A 26986-nucleotide genomic window follows, 5' to 3' on the forward strand; every position below is an offset into this window, starting at 1 on the left:
GAGTCTCTCGGACTCCGTTGTTCAGGAAACGTCGGCGGGAACGAAGACGGGAAGGGCGCGCCCGTCGTCGAGGTCCACCCAGGTGAGCCGGACCGGGTCGTCGATGGACCACTCCTCCTGCGGCTGGCCTTCCAGCCGGGTGAGCAGGATGACCCCCTCGGCCAGCCGGACGCGGGCGATGACGTAGGGAACGTCGAGTTCCGGGCGCGGTGCCCGGTGCACGACGGTGAACGAGTCCACCACGCCGGCCCCGGCCGACGTGCTCCAGTCCAGATGGTCAGAGCCGCAGTGCACGCACAGCGCGCGCGGCGGGTGCTGCGTCCCCGAGCAGCCGGCGCAGGTCTGCACCAGCAGCCGATGCTCTCTGGTCGCCTCCCACCAGGGCAGGGTGATCTCGTCGGGCGGCGGTACCTCAGGGGCGATCACGACTCCACCCCCAGCACCACGGTGGCGTGCGTCGACAAGATTCCTCCCGTACCGTGGGCCAGCGCGAGACGCGCGCCGGGAACCTGCCGGTCACCGGCTTCGCCGCGTAGCTGTGCCACCGCCTCGATCAGCAACATGACCCCGAACTGGCCGGGGTGACAGTAGGACAGGCCGCCGCCCGAGGTGTTGAGCGGGAAGTCGCCGCCCGGGCGGATCCTGCCGTCCGCGATCCAGTCCAGCGCCTCGCCCCGGCCGCAGAAGCCCAGCGCCTCCAGGGTGAGCGCCACGGTGATCGTGAACGAGTCGTAGACCTGCGCGACGTCGATGTCGGCCGGGGTGACGCCGGCCCGCGCGAACGCGTCGGCACCGGAGCCGACCGCGCCGGTCACGGTCAGATCGGGAACGGCGGTCATCGAGGTGTTGGTGGTGCGCTCGCCGTACCCGAGCACCTCGACCGGCTTCTTGCGCAGGTCCCTCGCGCGCTCGGAGGAGGTCAGCACGATGGCGCCACCGCCGTCGGTGACCAGGCAGCAGTCCAGAGCGGTCAGCGGGCTGGAGATCATCGTGGAGCCGACCACCTCCTCGGCGGTCAGCGACCGGGTGCCGTGGCGGAACGCGGCGGGGTTCAGCAGCGCCCACTCCCGCGCCGCCACGGCGACCTCGGCGAGCGCCTCCCGCGTCCCGCCGTAGGTGTGCAGGTAGCGCTGCGCGGCCATCGCGTAGTACGAGAGCGGGAAGAGCGGGCCGTACGGCGTCTCGAACTGGGCCTCCGGCGTGTGGTCCTCCACCACGCCCCCGAGAGAGCGGGAGCGGGCCGACCGCTGGTTGGAGGCGAAGCTGATCACGACGGTCTCGGCCTGGCCCGCCTGGATGGCCTGGGTCGCCCGCGCCACGAACATCTCGAAGGCGGAGCCGCCCGCGTACGTCGAGTCGGTCCAGCGCGGCTGGAGCCCGAAGTGGTCGGCGAGCTGGGTCGCGGAGAACCGGGAGACCCCGGTCGTCGCCAGCCCGTCGACGTCACGCAGGGTCAGCCCCGCGTCGGCGAGCGACCGGCCGATCGCCTGGGCCTGCAGACCGAGAATCGACCGGTTGGTGACCCCGAGATCCGACTCGGCGGCCCCGACGATCGCGACACCGGTGCTCATCTCGCCTCCGGTCCGTCGGCGCCGCCGAGTCCCGCCCCCGGTCCGTCGGCGACGCCGAGCAGGACCCGGGCACGCGCGGGACCTGCGGCGACCCGGTCGACCCCGCCGTCGGCACCGACCACGACCACCCGCTGGCTGAGCACCAGGAAGTCGTCACCGGCCTCCGAGACCGTGCCCTCGCAGCGGACCGTCTCCTCGGCGAAGACCAGCGACTTGAAGGTGAAGTCCAGCTCGCACACGAAGCACCGAGGACCGAGCCAGTCCTGGATCTGCTCGACCAGCAGGGCCCCGAACACCTGGCCGTCGACGACCGGCGCGGGAACCTTCTGCCTGGCGACGAACTCGGAGTCGTAGTGCAGCCGGTACCAGTCCCAGGTGGCTCCGGCGTAGGCGACCATGTCCGCGAGCCCTATCCTGCGTTCGAGCGGGGGGATGACCTCCCCGGGTTCGTGGGTCATGCCCCGGCCTCCAGCGATACGAAAATGATGGTCTCCTCGTTCTCCGCGAGCAGCTCGTCGTGCTGGTCGGTGTAGGTCGCCCGCGAGGTGATGATCAGCATCTCCGCACCGGACCTGGTGGTCTTCTCGGCCGCGTCCGTGATCTCCCAGGCGGCGGTGACGACATCGTCGGGGCGGATCCGGCGGTGGAAGACGTAGGAGTTGCCGCCGCGGACCTTGCGGGTCCCCGCGATCTCGATCCCCCAGTTGTGCCCGCCGTCGCCGTCGGGGCTTATCGGCAGGCCGGTGTACTGGTTCGTCTCGCAGATCAGGGTGGGCGGCGCGGTCACCCCGGCCAGCCCCTGGGCGCGCGCGTACTCGGCATCGGAGTACAGCGGATTGTCGTCCCCGATGGCCAGGCCGAAGTACCGGCACGCGGCGGCGCCGAGCTCCTCCGGCGCGGTGTAGACCCGCCTGCGGCCGACGAGCGCGCGGATCTCCTCGGTGAGCAGCGTCACGACGGGTCCTTCGGGTAGAGAGCGGTCGGGAACACCTCAAGCAGGAACTCGGGACGGAGCAACTCCTTGCAGATCGCCCCGGTCGATGCCGGCCACGGGGGCGAGAGCAGGCGTTCGCGGACCGGCGCGACCACGCGGTAGTCCCGCAGCGCCGACTCGACGCAGAACTCGATGGTGGAGAGCAGGTTCTCCGGACCGAGACCGGCATGGGAGAGCAGGTGCAGGATCGCCCCGTAGGTCTCCTCGGCCTGTGCCCGCAGGTCGCCCGGGTGAAGCGCCTCCTGGGTCTCCATGTCCAGCGCCGCGAAACCGGACATGAACAACGTCCGGCCCGCCCGGACACCCGGCGCGTAGGTCAGGGTGTCGTACCGGGCCCAGCCCGGGTTCACCAGCTCCAGCGGGTGCCTGGAGGCGGTGACGTCGATCGCGACCAGGGACTCCGGGTGGTGCAGGCGGCTCATCAGGATGCCCCCGGCGCCCGGGTACACCCCCGCGCCGCCGAGTCGCTCCTTACGCACCCGGTGGCTCTTGCGGTAGACGCCGCGAGAGGCCGGAGTCGAGTAGTCGTAGGTGGTCACGGCGTTGTCCAGGGACAGTCCCGCCTGGCGCAGCAGCGCGTCCGCCCGGTCGAGGCAGTACGCGTACTGGCCCACGAAGTCGCCGGGGGAGACGATGTCGCCCGACTCGTCGACGGGCACGACGGTCGGCAGGTACACGGTGCCGTCATGCCCCTCGCGCACCGGGGAGGCGGCCCACACACCGGCCTGGCGCCGCTCGCTGGCGGCCAGCAGTTCGGTGCCGCCGCCCTTGACGGCGCGCATCTCGATCTCCAGGAACGCGGTCGAGCGGACCAGCCGCTCCACCACCACCGTGGAGAGCGCGGGTTCGTGTGCCCCGAAGACCTCCTTGCGCACGGCGGCCGCGGCCTCGTAGTGCGGCAGACCGGAGAGCGTGACGTTCTCCGTCACGTGCACGACGTCGTCCGGGCCGAGACCGGCGGCCTCGATGATCGTCAGCACCTTCCGGTAGGCGATCCGCGCCTGCTCCTCCATGGTGCCGGAGACGACCATCTTGCCGAGCGCCTCGTCCTGCGCGGCGGCGGTGTGTCCGGACGACCAGACGCTGTCGCCTTCGGACAGCCCCAGACAGAAGGTGAACCCCTCGTACGGGAACCAGGGGAACTCGGCGGGTTTAATGGCTTGCAACGTCATCTGTACTCCTAGGCTGGGTGAACTCGGCGGCGGCACCGGCCGCGGCGTTCAGTACGGTGCGAAGGTCCGGCTGCTCGTCGAGCGCCTCGATGGCGTCGACGAGCCCGGCCGCCCGGCCTCCCACATTGCCCTCGAACTTGGCGATCAGCGCGTCCCGGCTGAGCGGGTTGTCCCCGCCCCCCTCGCTGCGCCGCACGAAACCCTCGACGACCCGGCCGTCGCGGAGCCTGACGGAGACATGTCCCGGCGCGTCGGCGGCGACGAGCCCCGAGGGCTCGGTGACCTCCCAGCGGACCCGGGCGGCGAGCTCGCTCACCTCGGCCCGGGCGATCGAGCTCGGTTCGAAGGTGTCGAGGCTCACCCTCCGGTCGACGAGCAGTGCCGCGACGGTCCAGGGGAGTGAGAACTTCGCGGCGTACGCGCTCGCCGGCCGCAGCAGGTCGTGAGAGGTGTCACAGACCACCGAGGCGGAGTCGGGGTGGACCCGGGCGTGTATCTCGGAGATGTCCTCGGGGCCGAACGGCTCGCGTGCCATCGCGTCGAGCGTCGCCCCCATGGTGGCATGCGAGAGCTGGCAGGCCGCGTAGGGCTTTATGCCGATTTGGGTGGTCTCCCACCGGTCGCCGAGGTCGGTGACGATCGAGTGCGGGTCCACCCTGCCCTGTGCGAGCGCGTCGAAGACGCCGTGCGGCCCTTCGAACACCGTCTCCGGTCCGGTGGCACCCGCCGCCGCCAGGCGGGCGGCGATGATGCCCGACTGCGAGGCGAACCCGGGATGGAGCTGTTTGGTGGAGGCCCCGGTGCCGAGGAAGGCCAGCAGGCCCCCCGCCTGGCTGCCCGCGATCCCCAGCGCGTTGGTGGTCTGGGCGACGTCCAGGCCGAGCAGCCGCGCGGCGACCAGGGCCGAGGAGAAGACGCCCGCGACCATCGTCGCGTGCAGGCCGCGCGCGTGGAATCCGTGCGGGGCGGCGGCGGCCACCCGGCAGGCGGCCTCGTACCCCGCCACGGCGGCGGTGAGCACCTGTCGGCCTGACGCGCCGACCTGCTCGCCGACGGCGAACGCCGCGGGCAGGACGACGGCGGTGGCGTGCACGAGGCCGCCGGCATGGGTGTCGTCGAAGTCGAGGGCGTGCACCAGCGTGCCGTTGGCGAGGGCCGCGGCGGGTGCCGAGAGCCGGTGGCCGGTGGCGAGGACCGTCGCCTCGGCGGGGCCGCCGAGGTCGCGCGCCACGGTCAGCGCGGGGGTCGCGGCTCCGGTCCGGTACGCGCCGAGCGCGGTGCCGACCCCGTCGAGCAGGTGCCGGGTGGCGGCCCGGCGGACCGGTGCGGGAACGTCGGTCAGACCGAGCGCCCAGGTGGCCAGCTCCCGAGCGATCATCGGGTGGCCGCCCCGGTCACCTCGCCGAACGCGCCCTGGGCCTTCAGGTCGTCGATCGTCGCGTCGTCGTATCCCACGATGTCACGGACCACCAGATCGAAGTCCTCGTTGCGGAGCGGGGCCCGACGGTAGGTCGGCGGCTCGCTGCCGACCCGCACCGGCGAGGCGACCTGCTCGACGGTGCCGAACCGGGGGTGCTCGGTGGTCACGCGCAACCCGCGCGCCCTGGTGTGCTCCTCCTCCAGCGCGGCCGCGACGTCGTTGATGGGGGCGCAAGGGATCGAGGCCGGGTAGAGGACCGCCAGCCACTCGGCCACCGTTCGCCTCTGGAAGATCTCCTCCAGGAGTCCGAGCAGTTCCACGCTGTTTCGCTGCCGGTCCGCGAACGAGCCGTAGGGGGAGTCCGGCCCGGCCCACTCGGGGTGGCCGACCACCTCGGCGAGCCGGGCCCAGAACTTCTCCTTGGCGCAGCCGACCACGAGCCAGCCGTCACTGGCCTGGAACGCCTGGAACGGCACCAGCGAGGGATGGGCCGAGTGACGGGTGCGGACCGGGGTGAAGCCCGCGTTCAGATGCCAGGCCGCGGGATAGGTCAGCATCCCGATCGCGGTGTCGTAGAGGCTGACGTCGCAGTCCATGCCCGTCCCGTCGCGGCGCGCCGCGTGCACGCCGGCCAGCAGCGAGAGGGCGGCGACCAGCCCGCCCGAGTAGTCGACCAGCGACAGCCCGGACTTGGTGGGCGGCCCGTCGGGCTCGCCGGTGAGGTCCATCCAACCGGCCAGGCCCTGGAGCACGTAGTCGTAGCCGGGTTCCTTCTGCCGAGGGCCCGTCATCCCGAAACCGGTGAGCGAGCAGCAGACGATGGCCGGGTTCAGGTGCTTGAGGTCGTCGTAGGTGATACCGATCTTCGCCGGGACGTCGCCGCGCAGGTTGGAGTAGACCACGTCGGAGACCTTCACCAGGTCCTCGAAGACCCTGCGGCCGGCCGGCGAGGACAGGTCCAACGAGAGGCTGCGCTTGTTGCGGTTGAAGGTCTCGAAGAAGAGGGAGTCCTCCTCCTCGCCGTACGGCGGCACGTAGCGGCCGACGTCACCGCCCACCCTCGGATCCTCGATCTTGATCACCTGGGCACCGAGATCGGCGAGGTGCACGCTGCCGAACGGGCCGGCCCCGTACTGCTCGACGGCGATGATCCGGATGTCTTCCAGAGGCTTCAAGAGGTGCTCCCTGCGATGTCTGCGATGAGCGACAGGATCTCGTTCTGAGCCGCGCGGATCTCGGCGGGGGCGATGCCGTGGGTCGGCGGGCTGAGCTTCACCGAGTCGGCCTTCCCCGCGTAACCGGCGATGCGCTCGGCCACCGCCTCGCGGGTGCCGGTCATGGTGAGTGCGTCGACCATCTCCGGGGAGACGGAGTCGGCGAGATAGTCCGCGCCCCGGCCCTGCCGGAACGCGTCGATGACGGCCTGCTGCTGGTCGGCCAGGCCGTGGAAGTCGAAGAAGTCGGCGTAGGTGCGGACGCTGGCGTAGAAGCCGACGAGCCCGGACACCCGGCTGACGGCCGTCCGCCGGTCGTCGGCGACGGAGCAGCAGGCGGACACGACGACGTCGAAGTCCTCGCGCCTCTTGCCCTCGACCTGGACGATCCCCGCCTCCAACTCGGGCAGGATCAGCTCCTGCAGATAGCGTGGGGAGCAGAGCTCGTGGCTGATCCAGCCGTCGCCGATCGCCCCGGCCAGCCGGGTCATCACCGGTCCCATCGCCGCCAGGTAGATCGGGATGTCCGTCCGCCGCACCCCGAAGGGCCGCTCGTAACCCCGCATCCGCATCGGCTCGTACTCACCGGTGAGAGCGATCTCGGCGCCGGTGGTGCAGCTCTCCCAGAAGTGGCGGATGTTCCGGACGGTCTCCCTCATGTGCCCGGCCGGCTTGCCGAAGCTGGCGTTGTGCCAGTCCTCGTTGAGCCGCCGCACACCGGTTCCCAGACCCAGGACGAAACGCCCGTCCGACAGCTCGTCGATGTCGAGCGCCTCCAGGGCGGTGATCATCGGGCTGCGGGTGAAGGCGAGCGCGATGGCGGTGCCGATCCTGGCCCGCCTGGTGGCCGTCGCGAGAGCCGCCGCGGTGACGGTGGCGCTGCGGTGCAGCTCGGGAACCCAGATGACCTCGGCGCCCGCGGCCTCCGCCCTACGGGCCACCTCCATCAGCTCTCCGAGGGACTCACCCCAGGGAGCGAACGTGATCCTCACGGTTGAGACCGCCCCTGGTCGTCGGTGAGCGGACGCTTCCCGGTGGGAAAGAGGTTCTCCAACTGGGCGGCGCCCGTCTTGTAGACATAGAAGGTGCGTTTGAACGAGCAGACCTCGTCCCCGTCCTGGTTGAGCGTCCGGGTGCGCACGGTGACGATACCCGCGTGGGGGCGGCTGCCGGACTCGCGCTTCTCCAGCACGAGCGACTCGCTGTACAACGTGTCACCCGCGAAGACCGGGTGGGTCATCCGGATCTCGTCCCAGCCCAGGTTGGCGAACGCGTTCTGGGTGATGTCGGTGACGCTCTGCCCGACCGCGATCGCCACGGTCAGGGTGGAGACGACGAGCGGTTTCGTGAACTCGGACCGCGCGGCGTATTCGGCGTTGAAGTGCATCTGGTTGGTGTTCATCGTCAGCAACGTGAACCACGTGTTGTCGGACTCGGTGACCGTTCGGCCCAGGGGGTGCTGATAGACGTCACCCACCTCGAAGTCCTCGAAGAAGCGGCCCGTCCATCCCTCTTTAATAGCCATTGCCTTCCCCGGATGCTCGCGTCGGTAGATAATGTCAGACATATTAAGTGTATGGCAATGAGACGACCTTGTCTAAGGCGTCCGACGCCCCTGTTCCTGCTGCGGTGAAGCACCGAGCACGGCCCCCAGCTGCTGCGAGAAGGGGTCTACCGTGCTTTGGGGGTGCTTCCGGATCGCACCTCCGCCCGAACCCGTCCCGGTGGCCGACGGCTGTAGCGGGATGTTCGTGGCGTATACGTCAGATATTTTATGCAGGCTTTCGTCGCCGGCCCCCGGAAGCGGGGGACGTGGCTGACGAGGGTGTCTCCCGCGCCCCCTCGGTTCGTTGTCACGAGGTCTCGCGTGAGAAGGATGTGGAGTGTCGCCGGGCCGTCGCGCGGCTCACGCCGAACAGCTTCGAGAGATGTCCCTAGGTGGGCGGGCATTCGCCGGCGATGATGTCCCGCGGCCGGTCGGCGACCCGCTGGTACGCGGGACGGACGCGGTTGACCGGCGGTGCGTTCCCCGCTGAGCCGTTCGCGGGGGCCTCAGACATTGTGGTAGGCGTCACGGATGCGGCTCAGGTGGGCCTGCATGGCCTCACTGGCGCCTTCACTGTCGCCGGCGTCGATACGATCCACGATCGTTTCGTGCTCATGGTCGACCTGCACCCAGAACTCGGGCGGAACCCCCGGGCTCAGGAACTGTGACTGCAGGACCCGGAAGACCGGCTCGGTCATCACGGTCAGCAGGCCGTTGCCGGTCGCCTCGATGATGATTCCATGGAAGTGCCGGTGCTCACGGAATTTCACGCTCCGGCCACGACTGTGCTTCTCGCGCTCGATGGCGGCTCGCAACGCCTCGACGTGTCGTGGCTCGCGGCGTTTCGCCGCGAGCCCGGCGGCGCGAACCTCGAGCATCTCGCGCGCCTCCAGTATGTCCCCGAGGGTCAGGGCGTCCGAGCCCGACATCAGGCCGATGCTGGTCTCCAGGTAGTCACTGACCTGGTCCGGCTCGACGTCGGCCACGAAGGTCCCGCCGGTGGTTCCTCGAACCGTCTTGACAAGACCTTGCGAGGCGAGAACGCGCAGCGCCTCACGGACGGTGCTCCGGCTCACCCCGAAGTTACCGCCGAGATCGGCTTCGGGAGGCAGTCGGTCCCCTGAAGTGAGGGAGCCGTTGAGGATCAGCTCGCGCAACTGGTCGGCGACCTGCTGGTAGGCCGGGCGCAGTCGGCTGACCGCCAGCGGGGTCGATGCCGTCGAAGAACCCGTGCGCGTGGCGCTGCTCCGCCTCGCCGCAGACGACGTGCTGGCCTGCCCCATGGTCTCGCCTTCTTAACTGGTCGTCTACCGGTTCGTACCATCTTGTGGAGGAGGTCGTCGACGAATGAGCCCGGTCACACCGTCGGGATGGTCGGTCCGGGCCGCGGTCGGCCGGGAGGCGGGATCCCAACTCCGTGATCACGCCTCTGACCAGAATATGTCAGACGTCGACTGTACCGGTAGCCCGATCCGAACGGCTGTGTATCAGGTTGGATTCGCTCAGAAGACGCCGGGGTCCGATCGAACGTGGATTCGTAGGTGAGAACAGGTGGCCAAGCGGCTGGAACGACCCCGTAAACCAGCGTGATGTATTTATCAGACCTATGTGCCGAATGCCGGTTGAGAAGCACCGGCCGGCGTCTCAGGTGGAAGGAAGCTGTCCGAGGTCGAGGCGGGTGATCACGGCGGGGCCTTCGAGGGCGACGAGGTTCTGTACGAGATGGCCGACCACGGTGGCGGGCAGCCGGTCGGCGATGAGCCGGTTCGACAGTTCGCTCTCCACCATGGCCGCGACCACCAGATCCGTCACCTTCACCAGGCGGTCGGACATCTCCTGGCGCAGCGTGTCGGACAGGCCGAGCATCCCGAACTTCGACGCGGAGTACGCGGCCCCGGTGGGATAGCCGCGCAGTCCCGCCCCGGAGTTCACGTTGACGATGTGACCTCGCTTACCCGCGACGGGCTCCTGCCCGGCCATCTGGCGGGCCGCCGCGCGGGCGCAGACGAACGCGCCGGTGAGGTTCGCGTCCAGGGTCTCCTGCCAGGCCTCGTCGGACATGTCCAGGATCTCGCTCTTCCTGAACACGCCGGCGTTGTTGACCAGCACGTCAAGCCGGCCGTGTTCCTCGGCGATGCCCGCGACGACGGCGTCGACCTGCCGTGTCACTCTGACGTCGAGGGGCACACCGGTCGCGGCGCCCCCGGTGCCGCGAATCGCGTCGGCCACCTCCGACACCCGGTCCGCGCGCCGGCCGGCGCACACGACCGCGTACCCGGCCGCCGCCAGTGACTCGGCGACGGCCCGCCCGAGCCCGCTGCCGGCACCGGTCACCAGGGCGACGCCGCTCACCGGCACTGGTAGAACTCCAGGACTTCGCCGTCCAGGCCGAAGAAGGTCTGGACGAGCGCGGGCCCGTACGGGGGCAGGTCCACCTCGACCGGATCGCACACCGGCTCGCCTCCGATCCCGGTGACCAGCGCCGCGGTGGCCGCCAGGTCATCGGTCCCCAGCGAGACGGAGAGAATTCCGATGTTGGGCGGGACGGCCCGATCGCGCTGCTGCTCCCCAGGGAATCCGACATACTGCGCGATCTCCACCCGGCCGTTGAGGGTGTCTCCGGGTACGTACATGTTGATGTTGTGCAGCCCGGTTCCCGGCGGGAGGCGGAAGAAGGACTCCATATTCTCGATCAGCTTGTCGTACAGCGCCACATAGCCGAGTGCGCCGTAGAAATCCGCGGACGCGCGGGCGTCGCTGACGTGGATCGCGACGGTCTGCAACTCGCTCGGCCGCCCGTCGTAGCCCGCGAGGGCGGAGCCCTCACCCGGTTCGAGCTGGAACACGTCCAGGACGACGCCGTCGGGGTCGTAGGAGAGCGAGTCCCAGGCGGACAGGTCCGGCATCACCGTCCAGTGCGTGGGCTCGGACTTGGTGCGGCCGCCCGCCGCGCGCAGCCGGTCAAGGGCCGGCCGGATGTCGTCGACCCGGATGTTGAGCGCGTAGTGCCCGTAGTCCTGGGCCCGGGAGTAGTCGCCCCAGTACGGCTCGCCCGGGGTGTCGAAGCACACCAGGCGCAGCAGCCCGGTGGAGGATCCCGCGGGTCCCATCACGACCGCGTGACCGGTGAGGCCGCCCGGCATCTGCCAGAGGAGTTCCGTCTCCCGTCCGCCGATCGCGCCTTCGGCCAGGCGAACGTACCCGAACGTGTCCGCGTAGAAGGCGCACGACCGTTCCAGACCCGAGACGGCCACGGTGGTCACGGACAGTTCGCTGATCACGGGATGTTCTCCTCCGTACGGACTTTCACTCTTTGGCCCTGGACCGGCCTGTGGGGGACGTGTCGCCGATCACGGCAGCGGGGCCGCGCCCTCGGGCCACCAGTCACCGGCGCCGTACGGGTCCTCCAGCGGCTGGGAACCGTGCTCGTGGACGATGCGCCACCGTCCTTCCTCGCGGCGTACCAGCCAGGTCATCCGCATTCGCAGCCGGCCGGCCTTGCCGTCGCCCACGATGTCGTAGTCGATGACGCCGACGACCTGGGCCAGGGTGTCGCTCTCCCAGGTGAACGGGCCCTCGACCCAGCGGAACGCGGTGATGCTGATCGGTGCCTGGAAGTACGCCTCCCAGCCCGCCTTGATCCGGTCACCGCCGTGGGTGGTCCAGCGCGGTCCCTCGACGAAGACGTAGGCGTCGTCTTCGGGGGAGAACGTCTCCAGCACCCCTTCCAGTCGCCGGTCGATGACGGCGGTGAGCATCGCCTCGGCGGTGCCGAGCGGTGTCGTCATGAGTGTGCCTTCCCAGCCGAGCTCGTATGTTCCGTTATTTGAAACAGTGTTTCTAAATAACCGAGAGGATAATTGTCTGAGGTATAAGGGGTCAAGTTCCGGCGGCGGCTGGAACGATGTGACGAGGGGATCGCCGGTGTCGTCACGGGGCGGCCTCGGGTGCGACGCGCACGATGGACTTGCCGACGTTGTGGCCGCCCATCAGCCGGACGAAGGCCCCGGGTGCGGATTCCAGGCCCTCGTGTACCTCCTCCAGCAAGCGCAGTCGCCCGTCGGCGACGAGCCCGCCCACCCTGCGGTCGAACCGCGGGCGCAGGTCCTCGTGGTCGTAGACGACGAATCCGTGCACGACGGCCCGCGTCCGCATCAGCGCGCCCGCCGGCAGGACGGTCTGCCCCACCTCGTTGGCGTGCTCGGGCAGCCCGGCCAGCACCACCCGGCCGCCGACGGTGAGCCGGTTCAGAACGCCTTCGAGTACCGTGCCGCCGGCCATGTGAAGGTAGCCGTCGACGCCGTCCGGGCAGGCGGCCGCGAGGGCGTCGGCCCAGCCGGGATCGTGGCGGTCGACGGCGGCGGTGTAGCCGAAGTGCTCGACCGCGATCTCGCATTTCTCCGGTCCGCCGACGATCGCCACCGTGCGGGCTCCCGCGAGCCTGGCGAGTTGCCCGGCGGCGCCGCCGACGGCGCCCGTCGCGGAGGACACCACGACGGTGTCTCCCACGCCGGGGCAGAGCAGCCTGCTCACGCAGGCGTAGGCGGTGAGACCCGGTGTGCCGAGCACGCCGAGTCTCGCGGTACGCGGCACGCCGGGCGGCACGGCCACCGGGCGAACGGACGCGGCGGGGACGGTGGCGTACTCCTGCCAGCCGGTCTCGGTCACGACCCATTCCCCCGTGCCGGCCACCTGGCCCACCGACCTTCCGGGGATGAGCTCGCCGGGATGTACCGGGGGGTGGCCGAGGTCGCGGCCGGTCAGGGTGCCCCGGACGTAGGGGTCGAGGGAGAGGTGGACGGTGCGCACCGTCACCTCGCCGGGCCCGGGCGGCGCGAGGGCGACGGTCTCCATGCGGAAGTCGGCCTCGACGGGTACGCCCTCGGGACGCCGGGCGAGGACGAATCTGCGCTGGGTGGTTGGGAGGTTCATCAAAACTCCTTGAGCGTGGAGACCCCGAGGCCTGGCCCGGGGCGGAAACGGGGAAGTCAAGTGGTCAGGGTCCTCTTCGTGCGGGTGCCGTTCTCCGGCGTCCACGTGCGGGTACGTGCCCCGTCTCACGCCAGGCGCCGCCGACGAGCGAGCCTCACGCCGTCGCCGACTGCCCGGCCCCGAACTCCGGTGAACCCCCTGACCGGTGGCCAGGGGGTTCGTCTGCGGGCGGGGGAGACGACATGGAGCAGCCGCCACCACCGGCTGCGGCGCCTGCCGTGTTCGTGCCTACACGTGCGCGATCAGTGCCGCGTCGAGCAGGCCCGCGACGCTGCGGCGCGTCGCGAGACCGCGGACCTCCAGGGCGAGCGCCTCGGCGGCCTCGGCCGGCAGCACGCGAGAGGCGTTGAGGGTGTACTTCGTCTGCAGCTCGTCCATCGTCAGCGGATGTTCGGGCCCGCCACGCGAGGAGTGAACCCGATGCTCCAGGCGGCGGCCATCCTTGGTGCGGACCCGCAGCACGGCGGAGAAGGCCCGGGGGAACTCCTCGGTGCACTCCGCGTCGGCCACCACGCGCACCTTGGCGGCCAGTGACAGCCGCCGCTCGTCACGGAAGGCGGACTCGGCGAAGTCGTCGAGGTGCAGCCCGAGGCCGCCCCCTCCGATCAGGGCGCTTGCCACGGTGTACGGGCCGGAGAACTTGGCGTGGTACGGCGTCCGTGGCCGCACCTTTTCCCCGTGCGGTTCCCCGATCGTCCGCAGCGGGGCGGCCGCCACGCCGAGCTCGATCTCCGCCACGTCCTCGGGTCGCAGGCCTTCGGCGCGCAGGGCGAGGGCGGCGTCGATGCCCGGATGGGTGAAGTGGTTCGAGGGATAGGGCTTGTACACCGTACGCAGCAGTTCCCAGCGCTCGCCCAGCCCGTCGGTGATCGCGGCCTCGTCGTAGCGTCCGTCGAGGAACGCCTGGAAGAAGCCGAAGCGCCCCTCGAAGACCGTCGGCGGCCCGGTCACCCCCTCGGCGGCCATGGTGGCGGCGACGACGCCCGCGTGGGCGGCCCAGCCGCAGTGCACCCGCTTCACGGTGCCGCCGGTGCGGTTGGCCTCGATGACGCCCGCTCCCATGCTGGCGGCGATGCCCATGGCATGGGCGATGCCGTCGGCGGAGAGGCCCATCAGCAGGGCCGACCCGGCGGCGGCGCCGACGGTCCCGCAGATCGACGTGGCGTGCCAGCCCTTCTCGAAGAAGAGGGAGTTGCGCAGCTCGGGGAGGTAGGAGGCCATGCCCAGCCGGTTGGTGATCTCGTCGCCGACCGCCACCGCCTGGCACAGCTCGACGCCCGAGGCCCCGACGGACTCCGCGACGGCCAGCGTCGCGGGCACGACGGAGGCGGACGGGTGCAGCACCGAGGGCAGATGGGTGTCGTCGAAGTCGAGCGCGTGCGCGAGAGTGCCGTTGACCAGCGCCGCCGAGGGCGCGGGCAGCGACAGCCGGTGGCCGAGGACGGAGGACTCTCCGGTACCGCCCCACCGGCTCGCCATCCGCAGGGTCGCCTCATGCGGCTCGGACGGATCGGTGAGTTCCTGGGCGGCGAGGCAGTTGCCGAAGGTGTCGATCACCCGTCCCGTCACGTCCGCGACGACCGCCGGAGGCAGGCCCGCACGGGCGGCGGCGGCGAATTCGGCCAGAGCCGAGACGATGGTCATGCGGCGAGCACCGCGAGCGGCCGCACGGGCGCACCCGTGGCGCCCACGATGGAGAGCGGGTTGAGGATCAGCAGGAACTCGGGTGTGCCCAGGCTGAGCAGCTCGGTCAGGCGCATCGTCTCGACGATGTGCACGCCCGCCTCCACGAGCAGGATCCGGTGTACGGGGAGCGTGGAGTGACCGCGGCCCGCCGCGATGTGCTCGAAGGCGATCGTCTCGCCTCCGGCCACCGCGACCCCCTGCTCGACCAGCCAGCGAGCGGCGTCCGGCCCCGGGCCGGGCACACCGCCCTCCTCGCCCATGAAACGGGCCGGCCGGTCCCACTCGCGTGACCAGCCGGTACCGATCAGCACGGCGTCACCGGCGCGCGGCCGCACGCCCGCCTTCTGTGTCGCCGCTTCCAGATCCTCGGGGGTCACCTCGTACCCGGGCGGCAGAACGTCGACCCCGTGCACGGCGGTCACGTCGAGCAGCACGCCACGTCCGACGTACGGGGTGAAGGTTTCGATCCCGAGTCGGGACAGGCCCTGGTGTGACTGGATGCCCGCCGCCTCGACCTCGCCGTGGACGTACCCGTCCTGTGAGACGTGTCCGAGGGCGTCGACATGGGTGCCCACGTGTCCGCCGGTGAAAATGACCTCGTTCGCGGCCGACCCGCCGTCCTCACGGACCATGTCACCGTGCCTTCGCTCGATGACCATCCTGAAACGCGGATGGTTCGGCGACTGGGGCATTCCCGTGCGCATGGGATGAGCGAGATCGACGATCTTGGAGCCGTCGAGATGCCGCCACAACGACATCACACCACCTTCTTCTCTAGCAGGGCGTCGAGTTCTTCGGCACTCACTTCGAGGCCACCCCGGACGTCTGCGTTGTCGGCGCCGCGTGAGCGGCCTGTCCACCGGATCGAGCGCGGTGTGTCCGAGAGCCTGAAGAGCACGTTCTGCATGCGCAGCGGCCCGAGGTCCTCGTCGTCCACCGTGGTGATCGTGTCGAGCGCCTGGTACTGCGGATCCTCGAACAGGTCTCGGATGTCGTAGACGGGTGTCACGGCGGCCTGGGCCCGTTCGAACTCCCTGACCACCGTGTCGAGGTCGTGCCGGGAGTTCGATCCACCGACGTGGCCGTCGAGCAGGTCGGCGTGTTCGGCGCGGCCGGCACCGGAGCGGAACCACGGCTCGTCGATCACCTCGGGGTGCTCCACCTTGATGACGTCGGCGCCGTGGTCACCGAGGATGGTCGCCGCCAGTGGTCCGGCGAACAGGGTGGCCGTGTCGACGAGCACAACGCCGCTCAGCGGCCCTGTGGGGTCAGGCACCTGTTCGGCCGCCTGCGCCGGTGGACGTTCGACCCTTGCCGATCGCTCCCCCGGAACGATCTGCTCTGCCTCCACGAAATCGGCCTCCTCGAAGTGTGCTGTGTCCATGTACGGCCCGAAGCGCGACCCCGGGCAGGCGTCGCGCTCGCCGGGGGCTTCACAATCCATTGAAACAGCGTTACTGTCTGCGGAACAAGTCCAGTGAAGATATCGAATTCCGAAGTGGGGAGGGCGGCCTGTGATGATCTCCCACGTCCACCGGATGAGAGTCGGTGGCGACACGCGGGGCTTCCGGAACCGGTTGGAGGGGCGGGAGGTCCGGCTCTGCCGGGGCCTGGTCCATGGTGCGGGAAGTGCGCTGCCGGCACAGCGTTGTCGGCGAGGTGCACGTGATCGAGAACCGCGCCGACTTCGATGACGAAGCGGACCGGTGCGGTCATCGCAGGGCGCTTGCGCTCCAAGGCGGATGACGGCTGGTGGTCGGGCTTCACTTACACGCGAATAGTCCCCGATCTGCCAGTGAAGATCGGTTTTCAACGCCAGGATAGGTGATCACCTAACCGCTCTTCCTGGAGGAACACATGTCGACGAAGGACCGAAATGCCGTGACCACCGACAAACCCATCCGGGAGAGCACCGGACAGGCCATCGCCACAGTAGAGCGAGCCGCCGAAGTGCTGATGCACTTCACCGAGACGCCGTCGGTGACGCTCGGCGTCACCGAGATCGCCGATGCGCTCAGAATGTCGAAGGCCGCGGTGCACCGGATCCTGGCCTCGCTGCGGGTTCGCGGTCTCATCCAACTGGACCCGGCGACCAGACGCTACTCCCTTGGAGTCGGTGCCATGCGACTGGGCCTCGCCTACCTGGACCGCCTCGATATCAGACGCATCGCCGCGCCCGAGTTGATGACGCTGTCCCAGCGGACCAACGAGACGGCGACGCTGTCGACCCGCACGGGCTGGACCCGGATCTACGTGGACCAGGTCACCCCGCCCCGCGAGGTCATCATGAGCGTCACTCTTGGCGCGCCGTACCCGCTGCACGCGGGTGGCTCGTCCAAGGCGTTCCTCGCCTTCCTGACCGAGGAGGAGATCGAGAGTTACCTGTCGAGCGGACCGTTGGAGTCGCCGACCAGCAGGACCGTGTCCAATGTCGCGAAGCTGCGCAAGGAACTCGCGCACATCCGTGAGTGCGGCTGGTCCCAGTCGTTCGCCGAGCGGATGTCGGGCGCGGCGTCGGTCGCCGCGCCCGTTCTCGACCACCATGGGCGGCCGGTGGCCGTCATCAGCGTCTGCGGGCCGCTGGAGCGGTTTCGCACCGAGGTCGACGCGTGCGTCGAGGCGCTTCTGGAATCAACAGCACGACTGTCCATCCAGATGGGGTGGACCCCGCCAGAAAGGAGGTGACGGCCGTCCCACGGGCCGGCCGTCGCGCGCATGTCCCGATACGACCTGCTCGTCAAGGGTGGCACCGCTGTTCTTCCCTGCCGCGGAGAGATCCGCGCCGATCCGGCGGTCTCCGCGGGGAAGGTGGCGGCCTTCGCCCACGACGTCGCCGTCGTGGCAGCCGATGAGGTGATCGACGCTCGGGGGAAAACGGTCCTCCCCGGAGCCGTCGACGCCCACTTCCACCTGGGCATCTAACGTGATCCGGGCACCGATGCCTTCGAGGAGACCGGATCGTCTCTCGTCGGCGGAGCCACGACCGTACTGTCGTACCTCCGTACCGGTTCCCGGTATCTCGACCGTACGGGCTCCGGCAAGGAGATCTTCCCCGAGGTCCTCGCCGCGGTCACCGGCCGGTCCTGGACCGGCTACGGGGAAGGTCAACCCCCCGATCCGCACGAAGGCCGGCAACGAGGCCCCGTGGCAGCGCGCCGCCGACGGCACGATCGACCAGGTGGCCTCCGACCACGCCTGCTGCACGGAGGCGGAGAAGGGTGAGCAGCTCCGGCCTGCGCGTCCGGGCTTCGGAGGCACCGCTCTGCTCCATCCTGTCCTGTTCTCAGCAGGGCATCTCAAGCGCGGGCCCTTCCTCGCCCGTGTCGCCGGGCCGGTCTCGGCCAACTCCGCCAAGGCCTATAACCTCAAGGGCGGTCTCGCCGTCGGACTCGACCCCGAGCTGTGCCCGTCGGGCCAGGACCGCTCCCCGTTCGAGGGCGTCGATCTGACCGGCCGGCCGGTCACCACGGTCGTCGGAGGCCAGGTGCGCTTCCGTGACGGTGCGGTCGTGGGCGAGCCCAGCGGGCAGTACGCGCGCCGCGCGTGACCGCACGAGCTCAAAAGTCAGACCTATTGACAGTCGAACGACTCTGAGCCTATGTTTCCAAAACCCTGTTCCGTATACCGGAACGGTGTTAATCGACCTCTGAACACCTAGAGGAGCAGTGTAGATGAGCCCTGAGGCGATCATCGACGGCCTGTTCGCGGGTTCCGTCTACGCCCTTGTCGCCCTCGCCCTGGCCATCGTCTTCCAGCCGACCCGGATCATGAACTTCGCGCAAGGCGAGGCGGTGATCCTCGGTGCGGCCATCGCGTACCAGGTCGTCGCGCTGGAAAAGCTTGGCTGGGCCGTCGCCCTCGGCGTGACCATCGTGCTGGCCGCTGTCATGGGCCTGCTCATGGAACGCATGATCATGTTACCAGTCCGGATGTCGGGTTCGCGCTACGCGTGGATCATCGCGACGCTGGCGGCGGCGTTGATCTTTCAAGCGTTGTTCAACCTCGGCTACTTCGACGTGGACGCCCTGCGGCCGGAGCCGGTGATAGCGGGTGACTTCCAGGTCGCCGGCATCACTGTGGGCTGGCAGGAGGCGTTGACGATCGTCGTGGCCCTCGCCGTGATGGCCTTCTACGACCTGTTTCTGCGGCGGTCGGTCTACGGCCGCGCGATCCGGGCGACCGCGCACAGCACCGAGACATCGGTCCTCATGGGGATCCCGGTGCAGCGCATCGTCGTGCTCTCGTTCGTGATCGGCACCGTCATCACCGCGATCGCGGGCATGCTCGCGGCGCCGGTGCTCTTCGTGGCACCGGCGACCGGTCTGCTCTTCACCATCAAGGGCTTCACCGCCGCGGTGATCGGCGGAGTCGGGTCACCCAGAGGAGCACTTGCCGGCGGGATGATCGTCGGAATTCTCGACACCGTGGTTCGGAGCCTTGTCGGCGGCACCGTCGGTAACTTCGCCGTGTTCGCGGCTCTCGCGGTGATCCTCGTCGTATTCCCGTCTGGATTGTTCGGTAAGCCGATGGAGGCGCACTGATGGCAACGGTGGACCCTACCCCCGCCAGGGCTGGTGACGTGGCGGCGAAGAGCGGCTCCCTATTCGATTCGGCGGCCTACCACCGCGTGCGGACCCTGGTCCTGGGCGCGCTCTCGGTCCTCGCCATCGCGGTACTGCTCATGTGGCCGGTCATCACTGACTACTACAGCTACAACGCTTCGTACTACAACGGCCTCGTCGCCTCGGCCGCGATCAGCGCGATCCTGACGATCTCCCTGAACCTGTCGATGGGGTACGGCGGGATGCTGTCGATGATGCACTCCGGGATGCAGCTGGCAGGGGGCTACGCCGCCGGGTACCTCGTGGTCAAGGTGAGCGGTTCATGGCTGCTCGGCATCGTCGCGTCGGTGGCCGTCGGGACGCTCGTCGCGGTCCTGGTCCTGCTGGTCAGCCTGCGGGCGACCTATCTCTACTTCGGCATGATCACGTTGGCGGCCAACCTGATCGTCATCGAGGTCGGACGTGAGTGGGAGTCCGTCACCGGCGGCATCGTCGGGGTCAGCGGTATCGCCCCCAAGCTGGGTGACGATGTCATGCCGAAGCAGTTCTTCTACTACGTGGTGCTCGCCTTCCTCGTCCTGGTGTACGTCCTGCAGCGCAACCTGGTGCGCAGCGGCGTCGGCAGGGCCTCGATGGCCGTGCGCGAGTCCTCCGACACCGCCTCGGCGATGGGTATCTCGCCCGCCCGCGCCAAGCTCCTACTCTTCGGGATCTCCGGTGGGGTGGCGGGGCTGTCCGGTGCCCTCTACGCGCTGCAGCTCGGGTTCATCAACCCCGACGTCGGCCTGCTCGACAACGGGATCATCTTTTTCGTCGGCCTGTTCCTCGGCGGTATCTCCACCCTGATCGGGCCGGTGATCGGCGTCGCCCTCATCGCCATCCTCGTGGAGCTGATCAAAGATCAGGCGCGCTATACGACGCTGGTCCTCGGCTGCCTGCTGCTGCTCGCCATGATGGTGATCCCGAGGGGTGTCGTGGGCACCTGGAAGGCATCTCGGGTGGGCCGCGACAAGCTGTCCGACCCGGACGACGAGGCACTGCCCGACCAGGTCCCCGACGTGGTCCCCGAGGTCCGCGACGTCCCCGCGGGGGTGGCCGCGCTCGAGGGCGTCGGCATCGTCAAACACTTCGGAGGCGTACACGCCCTCGACGGCGTCGATGTGCGGGTCATGCCGGGTACGGTTCACGGGATCATCGGGCCCAACGGGTCGGGGAAGTCCACCCTGGTCTCCTGCCTGACCCGCTACCACCAGATCGACAAGGGACAGGTGCTGGTGTTCGGTGAGGAGGCCCCGGCCGCCCCCCACCGCGTGGCGCACGCGGGGGTGACGCGGGTCTTTCAGGTCCCGCACCTCTTCGAACGGGTCAGCGTGCTCGACAACGTGCTCACGGGCATGCGGATGAGGGAGACCTATTCCTGGTCCGGCGCCCTGTTGCGCTCGCCCTCCTACCGTCGTCAGGACCTTCAGGAGCGGGAGGAGGCCCGGCAACTGCTGGGTTTCGCGGGGCTCGCGTCGCGCGCCGACTGGCTCGCCTCGTCACTCTCACACGGCCAGAAGAGGCTGTTGGAAGTGGTCCGCGCGGTGGCCAGCCGGCCGAAGGTGCTCATCCTGGACGAGCCCGCCACCGGGCTGACGTCGAGTGAACTCGACGCGCTGGCACGGCTGTGCCGGGTGCTGCGCGAGCGAGGGCTCGCGGTCGTGCTCATCGAGCACAATGTCGACTTCGTGATGGGGCTCTGCGACGAGATCACGGTCCTGGAGAGCGGGAAGGTGATCGAACGCGGCAGCCCGGAGCGGGTGCGTGCCTCGGCGGCGGTGCTTGAGGCGTACCTCGGCCGTCCAGACCTGGTAGAGGAGACATCGTGAGCGGATTGCTGGAAGTGTCGGGTCTGGCCGCGGCGTACGGAGGCGTGCGCGCCCTCGACGGGCTCGACCTGCATGTTGACGAAGGAGAGTTCGTGGTGTTGCTCGGCCCCAACGGGGCCGGCAAGACGACCACGATGAAGACGGTGTCCGGGCTGCTCAAGCCGGTGTCCGGGCAGATCCGGTTCGCGGGTGAGGATCTGACGAAGGTGCCCGCCTGGCGCCGTCCAGGCCTGGGGCTCGGACACGTGCCCGAGGGCCGGCAGATCTTCCCAGACCACACGGTCCTGGAGAATCTCGCCCTGGGTGGCTTTCCGACGCGACGGCGCCGGGCGGAGACGGAGCGCAGGCGCGACGAGATGCTGGAGATCTTCCCCCGGCTGGCCGAGCGGAGTTCGCAGCTCGCCGGCACGTTGTCCGGCGGGGAGGCCCAGATGCTGGCGATCGCCCGCACGCTCATGGCGGCTCCCCGGCTTCTCATGCTCGACGAGCCGTCGCTCGGCCTGGCTCCGCTCAAGGTCGCCGAGTTGTTCGGTTACCTCAAGCGGCTGCACGACGAACGTGGCCTGACCATTCTGCTCGTGGAGCAGCAGGCCAGTACCGCCCTGCGGCTCGCCGACCGGGGCTACGTGCTGGAGCGCGGGCGGGTGGTGGTGGAGGGCGGCGCAGCCGAGCTGCGCGACGACCCTCGGGTCCAGGCCGCCTATCTCGGTCAGCTCCGTCAGGAAGCCGGCTGACCACGTCTCACCCACACCGCCGGGACCCGTTCGGGCCCCGGCGGTGTGGGCTTTCAGGACGGTCGACGACAGGAACCCTTCGTCGGCCGCGCGTCCGGCCAGGAAGCATCGCACGGCCTGACACGGTCCGTGTCTTCCGGCTACCGCTCGACCGGCGGCCCTGACGCCATCCGTGCCGTCCGGCGCCGGCCCTCTTCGCGGCGGAACGCCGGAACCCCCCTCGCCTGAGGGGGGTTCCGGCGTTCCGTGGGTGTGCGGGGATCAGCCGAAAGCGGTGGTGCCGGGCTTGACCACGCCCAGGAACGCCGCCACCAGCACCATGATCCAGATCCCGTAGACGAACGGCAGGCAGCTCCGGATCGAGTGACGGATCTGCGCCTCGACCTCCGGCGTGGAGCCGGAGGTCACCAGCTTGCCGAACGCCGGGCCGAACGAGCGCAGCCGCCAGCGGATGAGCACCCCTCCGAGGATGCACAAGCCATAGGCGAACAGCTTGCCACCCAGCCATTTCGGGTTGGTCTGGACGCCGAAGGGCTCGGTCACGACGATCATGTATCCACCGATGGCGAGCATGGCCGTGACCATGCCGTACCTGACCAGCAGGTCGAGCCGCTGCACCACCCGCCCGAGCGGGGTCGCGCCGCGGGTGTAGTCGTAGACGACCATCACCAGCCAGCACAGTGCGGCGGCCCAGACGAGGGCGACGAACCAGCCGGCGAAATAGGACTCGCCGAACGGGCCCAGCGCCATCAACGTCACGCCGCTCGGCAGGAACAGCACCAGGCAGATGCGCGGGGCCACGTCGACCCCATGCATGATCTTCGCTGCCACCGAGCGCGCCGGTGTCGGCAGGTCGGGGCGGAGTATGAAGCGACTGGAGTAGTACACACCGAGGTCGCCGCCGAGCCAGTAGACGAAGAGCACGATGTGGAGCAAGATCGACAGGCTGTACGCGTTGAGCCCGTGTATCGGCTCCGCGGCCATTGTGAGGTGCATGAATAACACTTTCGGGATATATGGCCGTGGCCGGGCCCCAGGGGGCCCGGCCACGGTCTTGGTGTGCGGGAACTGCTGGATGTCACGGAGAGGGGATGGCTACATGCCGTCGCCGTCCCAGCGGCCACGGGAACGGCTGCGGACCGGGATGCTGGAGATGATGGGAGCCGGAACGGGGTCGCCGGCCTTCCACATGCGTCCCTGACCCCAGTTGTGGGCGTTGCCGTCGGTGCGCTCGTCCGCGTGTTCGAGGGTGGCGGGGTCGGCGCCCCAGTCGGCCGAGGGCACGTCGTGGCTGTGGTCGTGACCGTGGTCGTGGTCGTGACTGTGGCCGTGGTCGCTGTGACCGCCCTGCAGCTGGGCGATGTCGATGGCCTTGGCGATGGCCACCAGGCTCGGGTCGACGCCCTGGCCGTGCTGCACGTAGTCCGCGTCGTCGATGCCCTGGTCCTGCTGGAACCGGGTCGAGGCGGCGAGGTCGGCGAGGTCCTTCTCGCTGCGCCAGGTGGGGCCGGAGCCGAGGTCGTGCGAGGACTGCGACCAGCGCATCCGGCTGCCGCCCGGCCCGTAATTGACCGCTTCGCCACCCCAGCGGAGCCATTCCCGCTGGGTGTACCAGTTGACCAGCTCGCCGTCGGAGCGCAGCAGCCAGGTGGCGCCGCCCTCCATCGTGGTGAAGTGGCCGTGCTTGACGCGGGCCGGGCGGAAGAAGTAGGTGCCCAGGTCCAGGGTGCCGAAGTTGTACTCCATGTGGCCCTGGGTGGTGTAGGCCTCCTCGTAGCAGGGGTGGTGGGCCAGACGGTGGTCGGCCCAGCCCTCCTGCGCGTGCACCAGCCGGGTGTAGAAGCCGGTCACCGGGTCGACGTGCAGGTACTTGATGAACAGGCCGGGCATGGGGCCGGGGTTGGGCACCGCGTCGAAGGTCATGGCGTCACTGTCGATGACGATGACATCCTCGCGGGCGTTCTCCCAGCGGGGGTGGGCGAGGGAGTCGACGGAGTCGAAGCCGGCGTCACCGTACTCCCTGTAGTGCAGGATGCGGCTGCCCTCGGCGAAGGTGATCGCGTCGGTGGGCACGCCCTTGGGGGCGTAGACGTAGGCACCCTTGCCGATCTCGCGGCCGCCGTACGTCATCGATCCGTCGAGCACGTAGTACTCGGTGTTGGCGTGGTGGATGCCCGGCCCTCGGCCCCAGTCCGTATGGAAATCGATCCGGAGGGAGGACGAACCGTCCTCCTCGTCCACCGACAGCCGTCGCTCGCTGGCCCGCCCCTCACCCTTCACGAGCTCGGCGCCGTGCCATACGTAGTCGTCTTCCTGGATCAGCTCGACATGGGGGCGCACTCTAATGTCCTTCCGCGTGCCTTGGCAACGTTCCGTCTCGCGGAACGGCGTTCCTGTAGTTGTGAGGGTAATTGTCTGAGGTATTGGCGGTCAAGGGTCAGGCGTCGCCGGTGATGGGAGCCGACAGGTCGCGCTTGACGATCTTGCCTGCCGCGTTGCGCGGCAGCGTCGAGACGACCTTCCAGCGCTTGGGCACCTTGTAGCCCGCCAGGTTGGTACGGCAGTGGGCCTCGATCCCGGCGGGCACCCCGTCGGGGCCGATGGCCTGCTCGCCGGGAACGCCGCCACGGAGGACGAGGTAAGCCATGACCTCTTCGCCCCAGGTGTCGGAGGGGACCCCGACCACGGCCGCCTCGGCGATCGTCTCGTGCGTGACCAGCACATCCTCGATCTCACGGGGATAGACGTTGACGCCGCCCGAGATGATCATGTCTTTCTTCCGGTCGACGATGTGGACGTAGCCCTCGTCGTCGAGGGTCACGATGTCGCCGCAGGTGAGAAAGCCGTCATCCGTCGTACACTCGGCCGTCGCCCCGGGGTCGTCGTGGTAACCGTTCATCAGGAAGGGGGAGCGGCTGAACAGCTCGCCGGGCTGGTTCGGGCCGACCGGATTGCCCTCCGTGTCCAGGACCCGCAGCTCGGTCATGTACCAGGCGTGACCGACCGAGCCGGGTTTGCGATGCTGGTCGGCCGGGCGCAGGTCGGTCACGATGCCCGCCTCGGTGGATCCATACAGCTCATGCACGCCACAGGCGGGAAACGCGTCCATGACCCACTGCTTGAGCGGCCACGGCAGCGCGGCGGCGTTGAAATAGAGCGTGTCGAGGCTGGTCAGGTCCGCGGCCGCCAGAATTCTGTCGTCCAGTGCGCGGAGCATCTGCGCGTGTGTCGGCACGAGGAACGCGGACTGTGCGCGGTCCCGCCCGACGAGGTGCAGCAACGCCTCCGGATCCCACTTGCGGAGCATCGTGACCGTGCCTCCGGTATAAACCGGGGCATATCCAAAGGCGAACCCGGCGCCGTGATACATGGGCGCCACGGCCACCGACACCCGGCCGACGCCGAGCCCCCATTCCATTGCCGAGCAGTAGAACGTCAAGGACCGGCTCCGGTGACTGATCAGCACCCCCTTGGGCCGTCCTGTCGTGCCCGAGGTGTAGGTGATGCAGAACGGATCGTGCTCGTCGACGCGTACGGCCGGGTCCACCGCCCGCGCCGCGGCGAGCGTGTCCTCGTACGGCAGGCCGGTCTGACCTCCGTCGATGGAGAGCGTGACCAGTCTCAGGTCCTCGACCGCGTCCCCCACCACCGAGGCGAGGGCGTCATCGAGGATGATCGCCCGCGCGCCCGAGTGTTCCAGGATGAACCGCGCCTCGCTCGCGGTGAGCCGCGGGTTGAGCGGCACCATCATCAGGCCCGCCTTCGCGATCCCGGCCGCGATCTCCGGGTATTCCAGCCGGTTTCCCAGCAGCACCGCGACGCACTGGCCGGTGGTGAGGCCCCGTCCGAGGAGCGAGTTGGCCAGACGGTTCGAGCGTTCGTCGAGGGCGGCGTAGCTGAGGGCGCGGTCGCCGTCGATGACCGCGGTCGCCCGTGGGGTGGCACGGGCGAACTCACGTACGCCACCCGCGATGGAGAGAGGCGCACCTCCACGATGGACGGGCATGGTACTTCCTTACCTAGGGGACGAAGAGGGGGCGTCAGGGGGGAACGATGTCTTCCTGCGGAGGGCGGAGGTGGCCCGTTCGGTGAGGTCGCCTCCTCTCCCATCGGAATCGCAGGTCAGGCGCGTGGCTGCCAGAGGGTCACCGAGATGCCGTTCGGAGTGTCGGCGGTGGCCACGACGGCACGGCCGTGCAGCGGGTCGTCGGTCTCGATCGGGGTGCCGAGCACCCGGCCGCCGGTCCGGCGGACGCTCTCCAGCGCGGCCTCCAGGTCGTGGGTGCGGACCGACCAGCCGCTGTGGCCGAGCGAGCGGGCCGGCCGCTGGACGGCCCGGCGGTCCACCCGGTGCTCGCAGAGGGCCGACGTGACCTCGATCCGGGCGGTTTTCTCCCCGGCCAGGAACGCCAGACGCATCTTGGTACCCGCGGGCAGCCCGGCCACGGCGTCGAAACCGGGCGCGGAGAAGACGATGTCGTACCAGACCGCCATGCCCAGGCCATCGGGCCCCCAGAATCCGACCTCGGCGTCGGGGTCGGGGACGTGGCAGACGACCGAGGTCAACTCGGTGAACGACCGGGTGGGATCGGCGGCCCACGCTTCGGTGCCGCGCACCGCGGCGGGCTGAACGAAGACCACGACCGTCCCGTCGGGGGCCGGGCACACGCCCTGGGTGACCTGCACCTCCCGCTCGCCGACCGGGACGCCGTAGGTGGTGGGCGAGGTGGTCCACTCGCGGCCCATCCGGCCGAGTTCGGCGTGCGCGGCCTCGATGTCGCGGGCGTACATGTCGATCCCGACCAGCCCGACGTCGAGGTTGTGCGGCGGTTCGGCGGGCGCCGCCGGCTCCGGTACGCGCACCAGGTGGATCCGCCCGGTCCCGGCGTCCGCGGCGGCCAGCGCGACCACCTCGACGTCGGCGGAACCCGATCCCCACAGCGCGTCGGCGACGGCTGCCGGGACGACCCCCTCGGCGGCCACCTGATACCCCAGCTCGTCGCGGAAGAGATCCAGGTGCGGGCCGAACTCTGTGACGCCGACGATCGCGGCGGTGATGCCCTCGACCAGGGGCCGCCGTGTGTTGTCGATCAAGATGATCCTCTCGTGGAGTGCTGTTCCTAATATCGGAACACTGTTCCAATATGACAGCGATCACGCTAAGCTCGCCGCCTGCGGCCTGTCAACGGGCTCAGCCATTACTCCATCATCACCTGTGACCAGGGAG

27 protein-coding genes are annotated in these 26986 nt (G+C 69.4%); 6 read left to right on the forward strand and 21 right to left on the reverse strand.

All coding sequences use genetic code 11. The features are described 5' to 3' along the window. Positions 1-21 precede the first annotated feature (21 nt). The 17 genes from IG98_RS0111150 to IG98_RS0111230 form a co-directional block, all read right to left on the reverse strand. A complete protein-coding gene (locus tag IG98_RS0111150) occupies positions 22-426 on the reverse strand; it encodes a Zn-ribbon domain-containing OB-fold protein (RefSeq protein ID WP_030909540.1) in 405 nt (134 codons plus the stop codon). Continuing rightward, on the reverse strand, positions 423-1571 hold the full coding sequence (locus IG98_RS0111155; RefSeq protein ID WP_030909544.1) for an acetyl-CoA acetyltransferase: 1149 nt from the start codon (positions 1569-1571) through the stop codon (positions 423-425). Before IG98_RS0111155 ends, IG98_RS0111150 begins: the two co-directional genes overlap by 4 nt. Next, entirely contained in the window at positions 1568-2029 is a 462-nt protein-coding gene (locus IG98_RS0111160) for a MaoC/PaaZ C-terminal domain-containing protein (RefSeq protein WP_051751967.1), read from the reverse strand. Before IG98_RS0111160 ends, IG98_RS0111155 begins: the two co-directional genes overlap by 4 nt. Continuing rightward, entirely contained in the window at positions 2026-2526 is a 501-nt protein-coding gene (locus IG98_RS0111165) for an FAS1-like dehydratase domain-containing protein (RefSeq protein ID WP_030909549.1), read from the reverse strand. Before IG98_RS0111165 ends, IG98_RS0111160 begins: the two co-directional genes overlap by 4 nt. Beyond that, on the reverse strand, positions 2523-3737 hold the full coding sequence (locus tag IG98_RS0111170; protein WP_051751968.1) for a RidA family protein: 1215 nt from the start codon (positions 3735-3737) through the stop codon (positions 2523-2525). The genes IG98_RS0111165 and IG98_RS0111170 overlap by 4 nt, the downstream gene beginning before the upstream one ends. Then, a complete protein-coding gene (locus IG98_RS0111175; protein ID WP_051751969.1) occupies positions 3718-5115 on the reverse strand; it encodes an MmgE/PrpD family protein in 1398 nt (465 codons plus the stop codon). Before IG98_RS0111175 ends, IG98_RS0111170 begins: the two co-directional genes overlap by 20 nt. Beyond that, on the reverse strand, positions 5112-6332 hold the full coding sequence (locus IG98_RS0111180) for a CaiB/BaiF CoA transferase family protein (RefSeq protein WP_030909559.1): 1221 nt from the start codon (positions 6330-6332) through the stop codon (positions 5112-5114). The genes IG98_RS0111175 and IG98_RS0111180 overlap by 4 nt, the downstream gene beginning before the upstream one ends. Continuing rightward, complete coding sequence (locus IG98_RS0111185; protein WP_030909562.1) at positions 6329-7363, reverse strand: LLM class flavin-dependent oxidoreductase; 1035 nt, start codon at positions 7361-7363, stop codon at positions 6329-6331. Before IG98_RS0111185 ends, IG98_RS0111180 begins: the two co-directional genes overlap by 4 nt. Further along, positions 7360-7896 (reverse strand): MaoC family dehydratase, encoded by a 537-nt coding sequence (locus IG98_RS0111190; protein ID WP_030909567.1) that lies wholly within the window; start codon positions 7894-7896, stop codon positions 7360-7362. The genes IG98_RS0111185 and IG98_RS0111190 overlap by 4 nt, the downstream gene beginning before the upstream one ends. Before the next feature lie 527 nt (positions 7897-8423). After that, entirely contained in the window at positions 8424-9200 is a 777-nt protein-coding gene (locus tag IG98_RS0111195; RefSeq protein WP_030909569.1) for a FadR/GntR family transcriptional regulator, read from the reverse strand. Between the two features lie 361 nt (positions 9201-9561). Continuing rightward, positions 9562-10269: an SDR family oxidoreductase gene (locus IG98_RS0111200; RefSeq protein WP_169750102.1), complete on the reverse strand. Its 708-nt coding sequence runs from the start codon at positions 10267-10269 to the stop codon at positions 9562-9564. Further along, positions 10266-11198 carry a VOC family protein gene (locus tag IG98_RS0111205; protein ID WP_030909573.1) on the reverse strand — a complete coding sequence of 311 codons (933 nt, stop codon included), beginning with the start codon at positions 11196-11198 and terminating at the stop codon, positions 10266-10268. Before IG98_RS0111205 ends, IG98_RS0111200 begins: the two co-directional genes overlap by 4 nt. A 69-nt stretch (positions 11199-11267) precedes the next feature. After that, complete coding sequence (locus IG98_RS0111210) at positions 11268-11705, reverse strand: YybH family protein (RefSeq protein ID WP_030909575.1); 438 nt, start codon at positions 11703-11705, stop codon at positions 11268-11270. A 142-nt stretch (positions 11706-11847) separates the two neighbouring features. Then, positions 11848-12849: an MDR family NADP-dependent oxidoreductase gene (locus IG98_RS0111215; protein ID WP_030909577.1), complete on the reverse strand. Its 1002-nt coding sequence runs from the start codon at positions 12847-12849 to the stop codon at positions 11848-11850. Between the two features lie 288 nt (positions 12850-13137). After that, complete coding sequence (locus IG98_RS0111220; RefSeq protein ID WP_030909579.1) at positions 13138-14553, reverse strand: MmgE/PrpD family protein; 1416 nt, start codon at positions 14551-14553, stop codon at positions 13138-13140. Beyond that, positions 14550-15353 carry a cyclase family protein gene (locus IG98_RS0111225; protein ID WP_030909584.1) on the reverse strand — a complete coding sequence of 268 codons (804 nt, stop codon included), beginning with the start codon at positions 15351-15353 and terminating at the stop codon, positions 14550-14552. Before IG98_RS0111225 ends, IG98_RS0111220 begins: the two co-directional genes overlap by 4 nt. Continuing rightward, a complete protein-coding gene (locus IG98_RS0111230; protein WP_084195267.1) occupies positions 15353-16039 on the reverse strand; it encodes a CoA transferase in 687 nt (228 codons plus the stop codon). Before IG98_RS0111230 ends, IG98_RS0111225 begins: the two co-directional genes overlap by 1 nt. A gap of 437 nt (positions 16040-16476) precedes the next feature. On the opposite strand from IG98_RS0111230, the gene IG98_RS0111235 reads away from it, so the two are divergent. The 6 genes from IG98_RS0111235 to IG98_RS0111260 all read left to right on the forward strand — a co-directional run bounded on the left by IG98_RS0111235 (position 16477) and on the right by IG98_RS0111260 (position 21759). After that, positions 16477-17280 (forward strand): IclR family transcriptional regulator, encoded by an 804-nt coding sequence (locus IG98_RS0111235; RefSeq protein ID WP_245651490.1) that lies wholly within the window; start codon positions 16477-16479, stop codon positions 17278-17280. 30 nt (positions 17281-17310) lie between these two features. Continuing rightward, entirely contained in the window at positions 17311-17517 is a 207-nt protein-coding gene (locus tag IG98_RS52450; protein ID WP_030909594.1) for a hypothetical protein, read from the forward strand. Between the two features lie 256 nt (positions 17518-17773). Continuing rightward, positions 17774-18142: a hypothetical protein gene (locus IG98_RS52455; protein ID WP_030909598.1), complete on the forward strand. Its 369-nt coding sequence runs from the start codon at positions 17774-17776 to the stop codon at positions 18140-18142. A gap of 124 nt (positions 18143-18266) precedes the next feature. Beyond that, complete coding sequence (locus tag IG98_RS0111250; protein WP_030909601.1) at positions 18267-19136, forward strand: branched-chain amino acid ABC transporter permease; 870 nt, start codon at positions 18267-18269, stop codon at positions 19134-19136. Then, positions 19136-21025: a branched-chain amino acid ABC transporter ATP-binding protein/permease gene (locus tag IG98_RS0111255; protein WP_084195268.1), complete on the forward strand. Its 1890-nt coding sequence runs from the start codon at positions 19136-19138 to the stop codon at positions 21023-21025. The genes IG98_RS0111250 and IG98_RS0111255 overlap by 1 nt, the downstream gene beginning before the upstream one ends. Beyond that, positions 21022-21759 carry an ABC transporter ATP-binding protein gene (locus IG98_RS0111260; protein WP_211263932.1) on the forward strand — a complete coding sequence of 246 codons (738 nt, stop codon included), beginning with the start codon at positions 21022-21024 and terminating at the stop codon, positions 21757-21759. Before IG98_RS0111255 ends, IG98_RS0111260 begins: the two co-directional genes overlap by 4 nt. Before the next feature lie 261 nt (positions 21760-22020). On the opposite strand, the gene IG98_RS0111265 is transcribed toward IG98_RS0111260, so the two are convergent. The 4 genes from IG98_RS0111265 to IG98_RS0111280 form a co-directional block, all read right to left on the reverse strand. Then, positions 22021-22755, reverse strand: a complete 735-nt coding sequence (locus tag IG98_RS0111265) for a hypothetical protein (protein ID WP_245651491.1) — start codon at positions 22753-22755, stop codon at positions 22021-22023. Between the two features lie 99 nt (positions 22756-22854). Beyond that, a complete protein-coding gene (locus IG98_RS46790; RefSeq protein WP_051751972.1) occupies positions 22855-24099 on the reverse strand; it encodes a DUF4437 domain-containing protein in 1245 nt (414 codons plus the stop codon). Between the two features lie 97 nt (positions 24100-24196). Further along, positions 24197-25765, reverse strand: a complete 1569-nt coding sequence (locus IG98_RS0111275; RefSeq protein ID WP_030909617.1) for a class I adenylate-forming enzyme family protein — start codon at positions 25763-25765, stop codon at positions 24197-24199. A 116-nt stretch (positions 25766-25881) separates the two neighbouring features. Continuing rightward, on the reverse strand, positions 25882-26853 hold the full coding sequence (locus IG98_RS0111280) for a VOC family protein (protein ID WP_030909620.1): 972 nt from the start codon (positions 26851-26853) through the stop codon (positions 25882-25884). Between the last annotated feature and the right edge of the window lie 133 nt (positions 26854-26986).

The sequence above is a fragment of the Streptosporangium amethystogenes genome (genome assembly GCF_000721075.1).
Classification (GTDB): Bacteria; Actinomycetota; Actinomycetes; order Streptosporangiales; family Streptosporangiaceae; genus Streptosporangium; species Streptosporangium amethystogenes.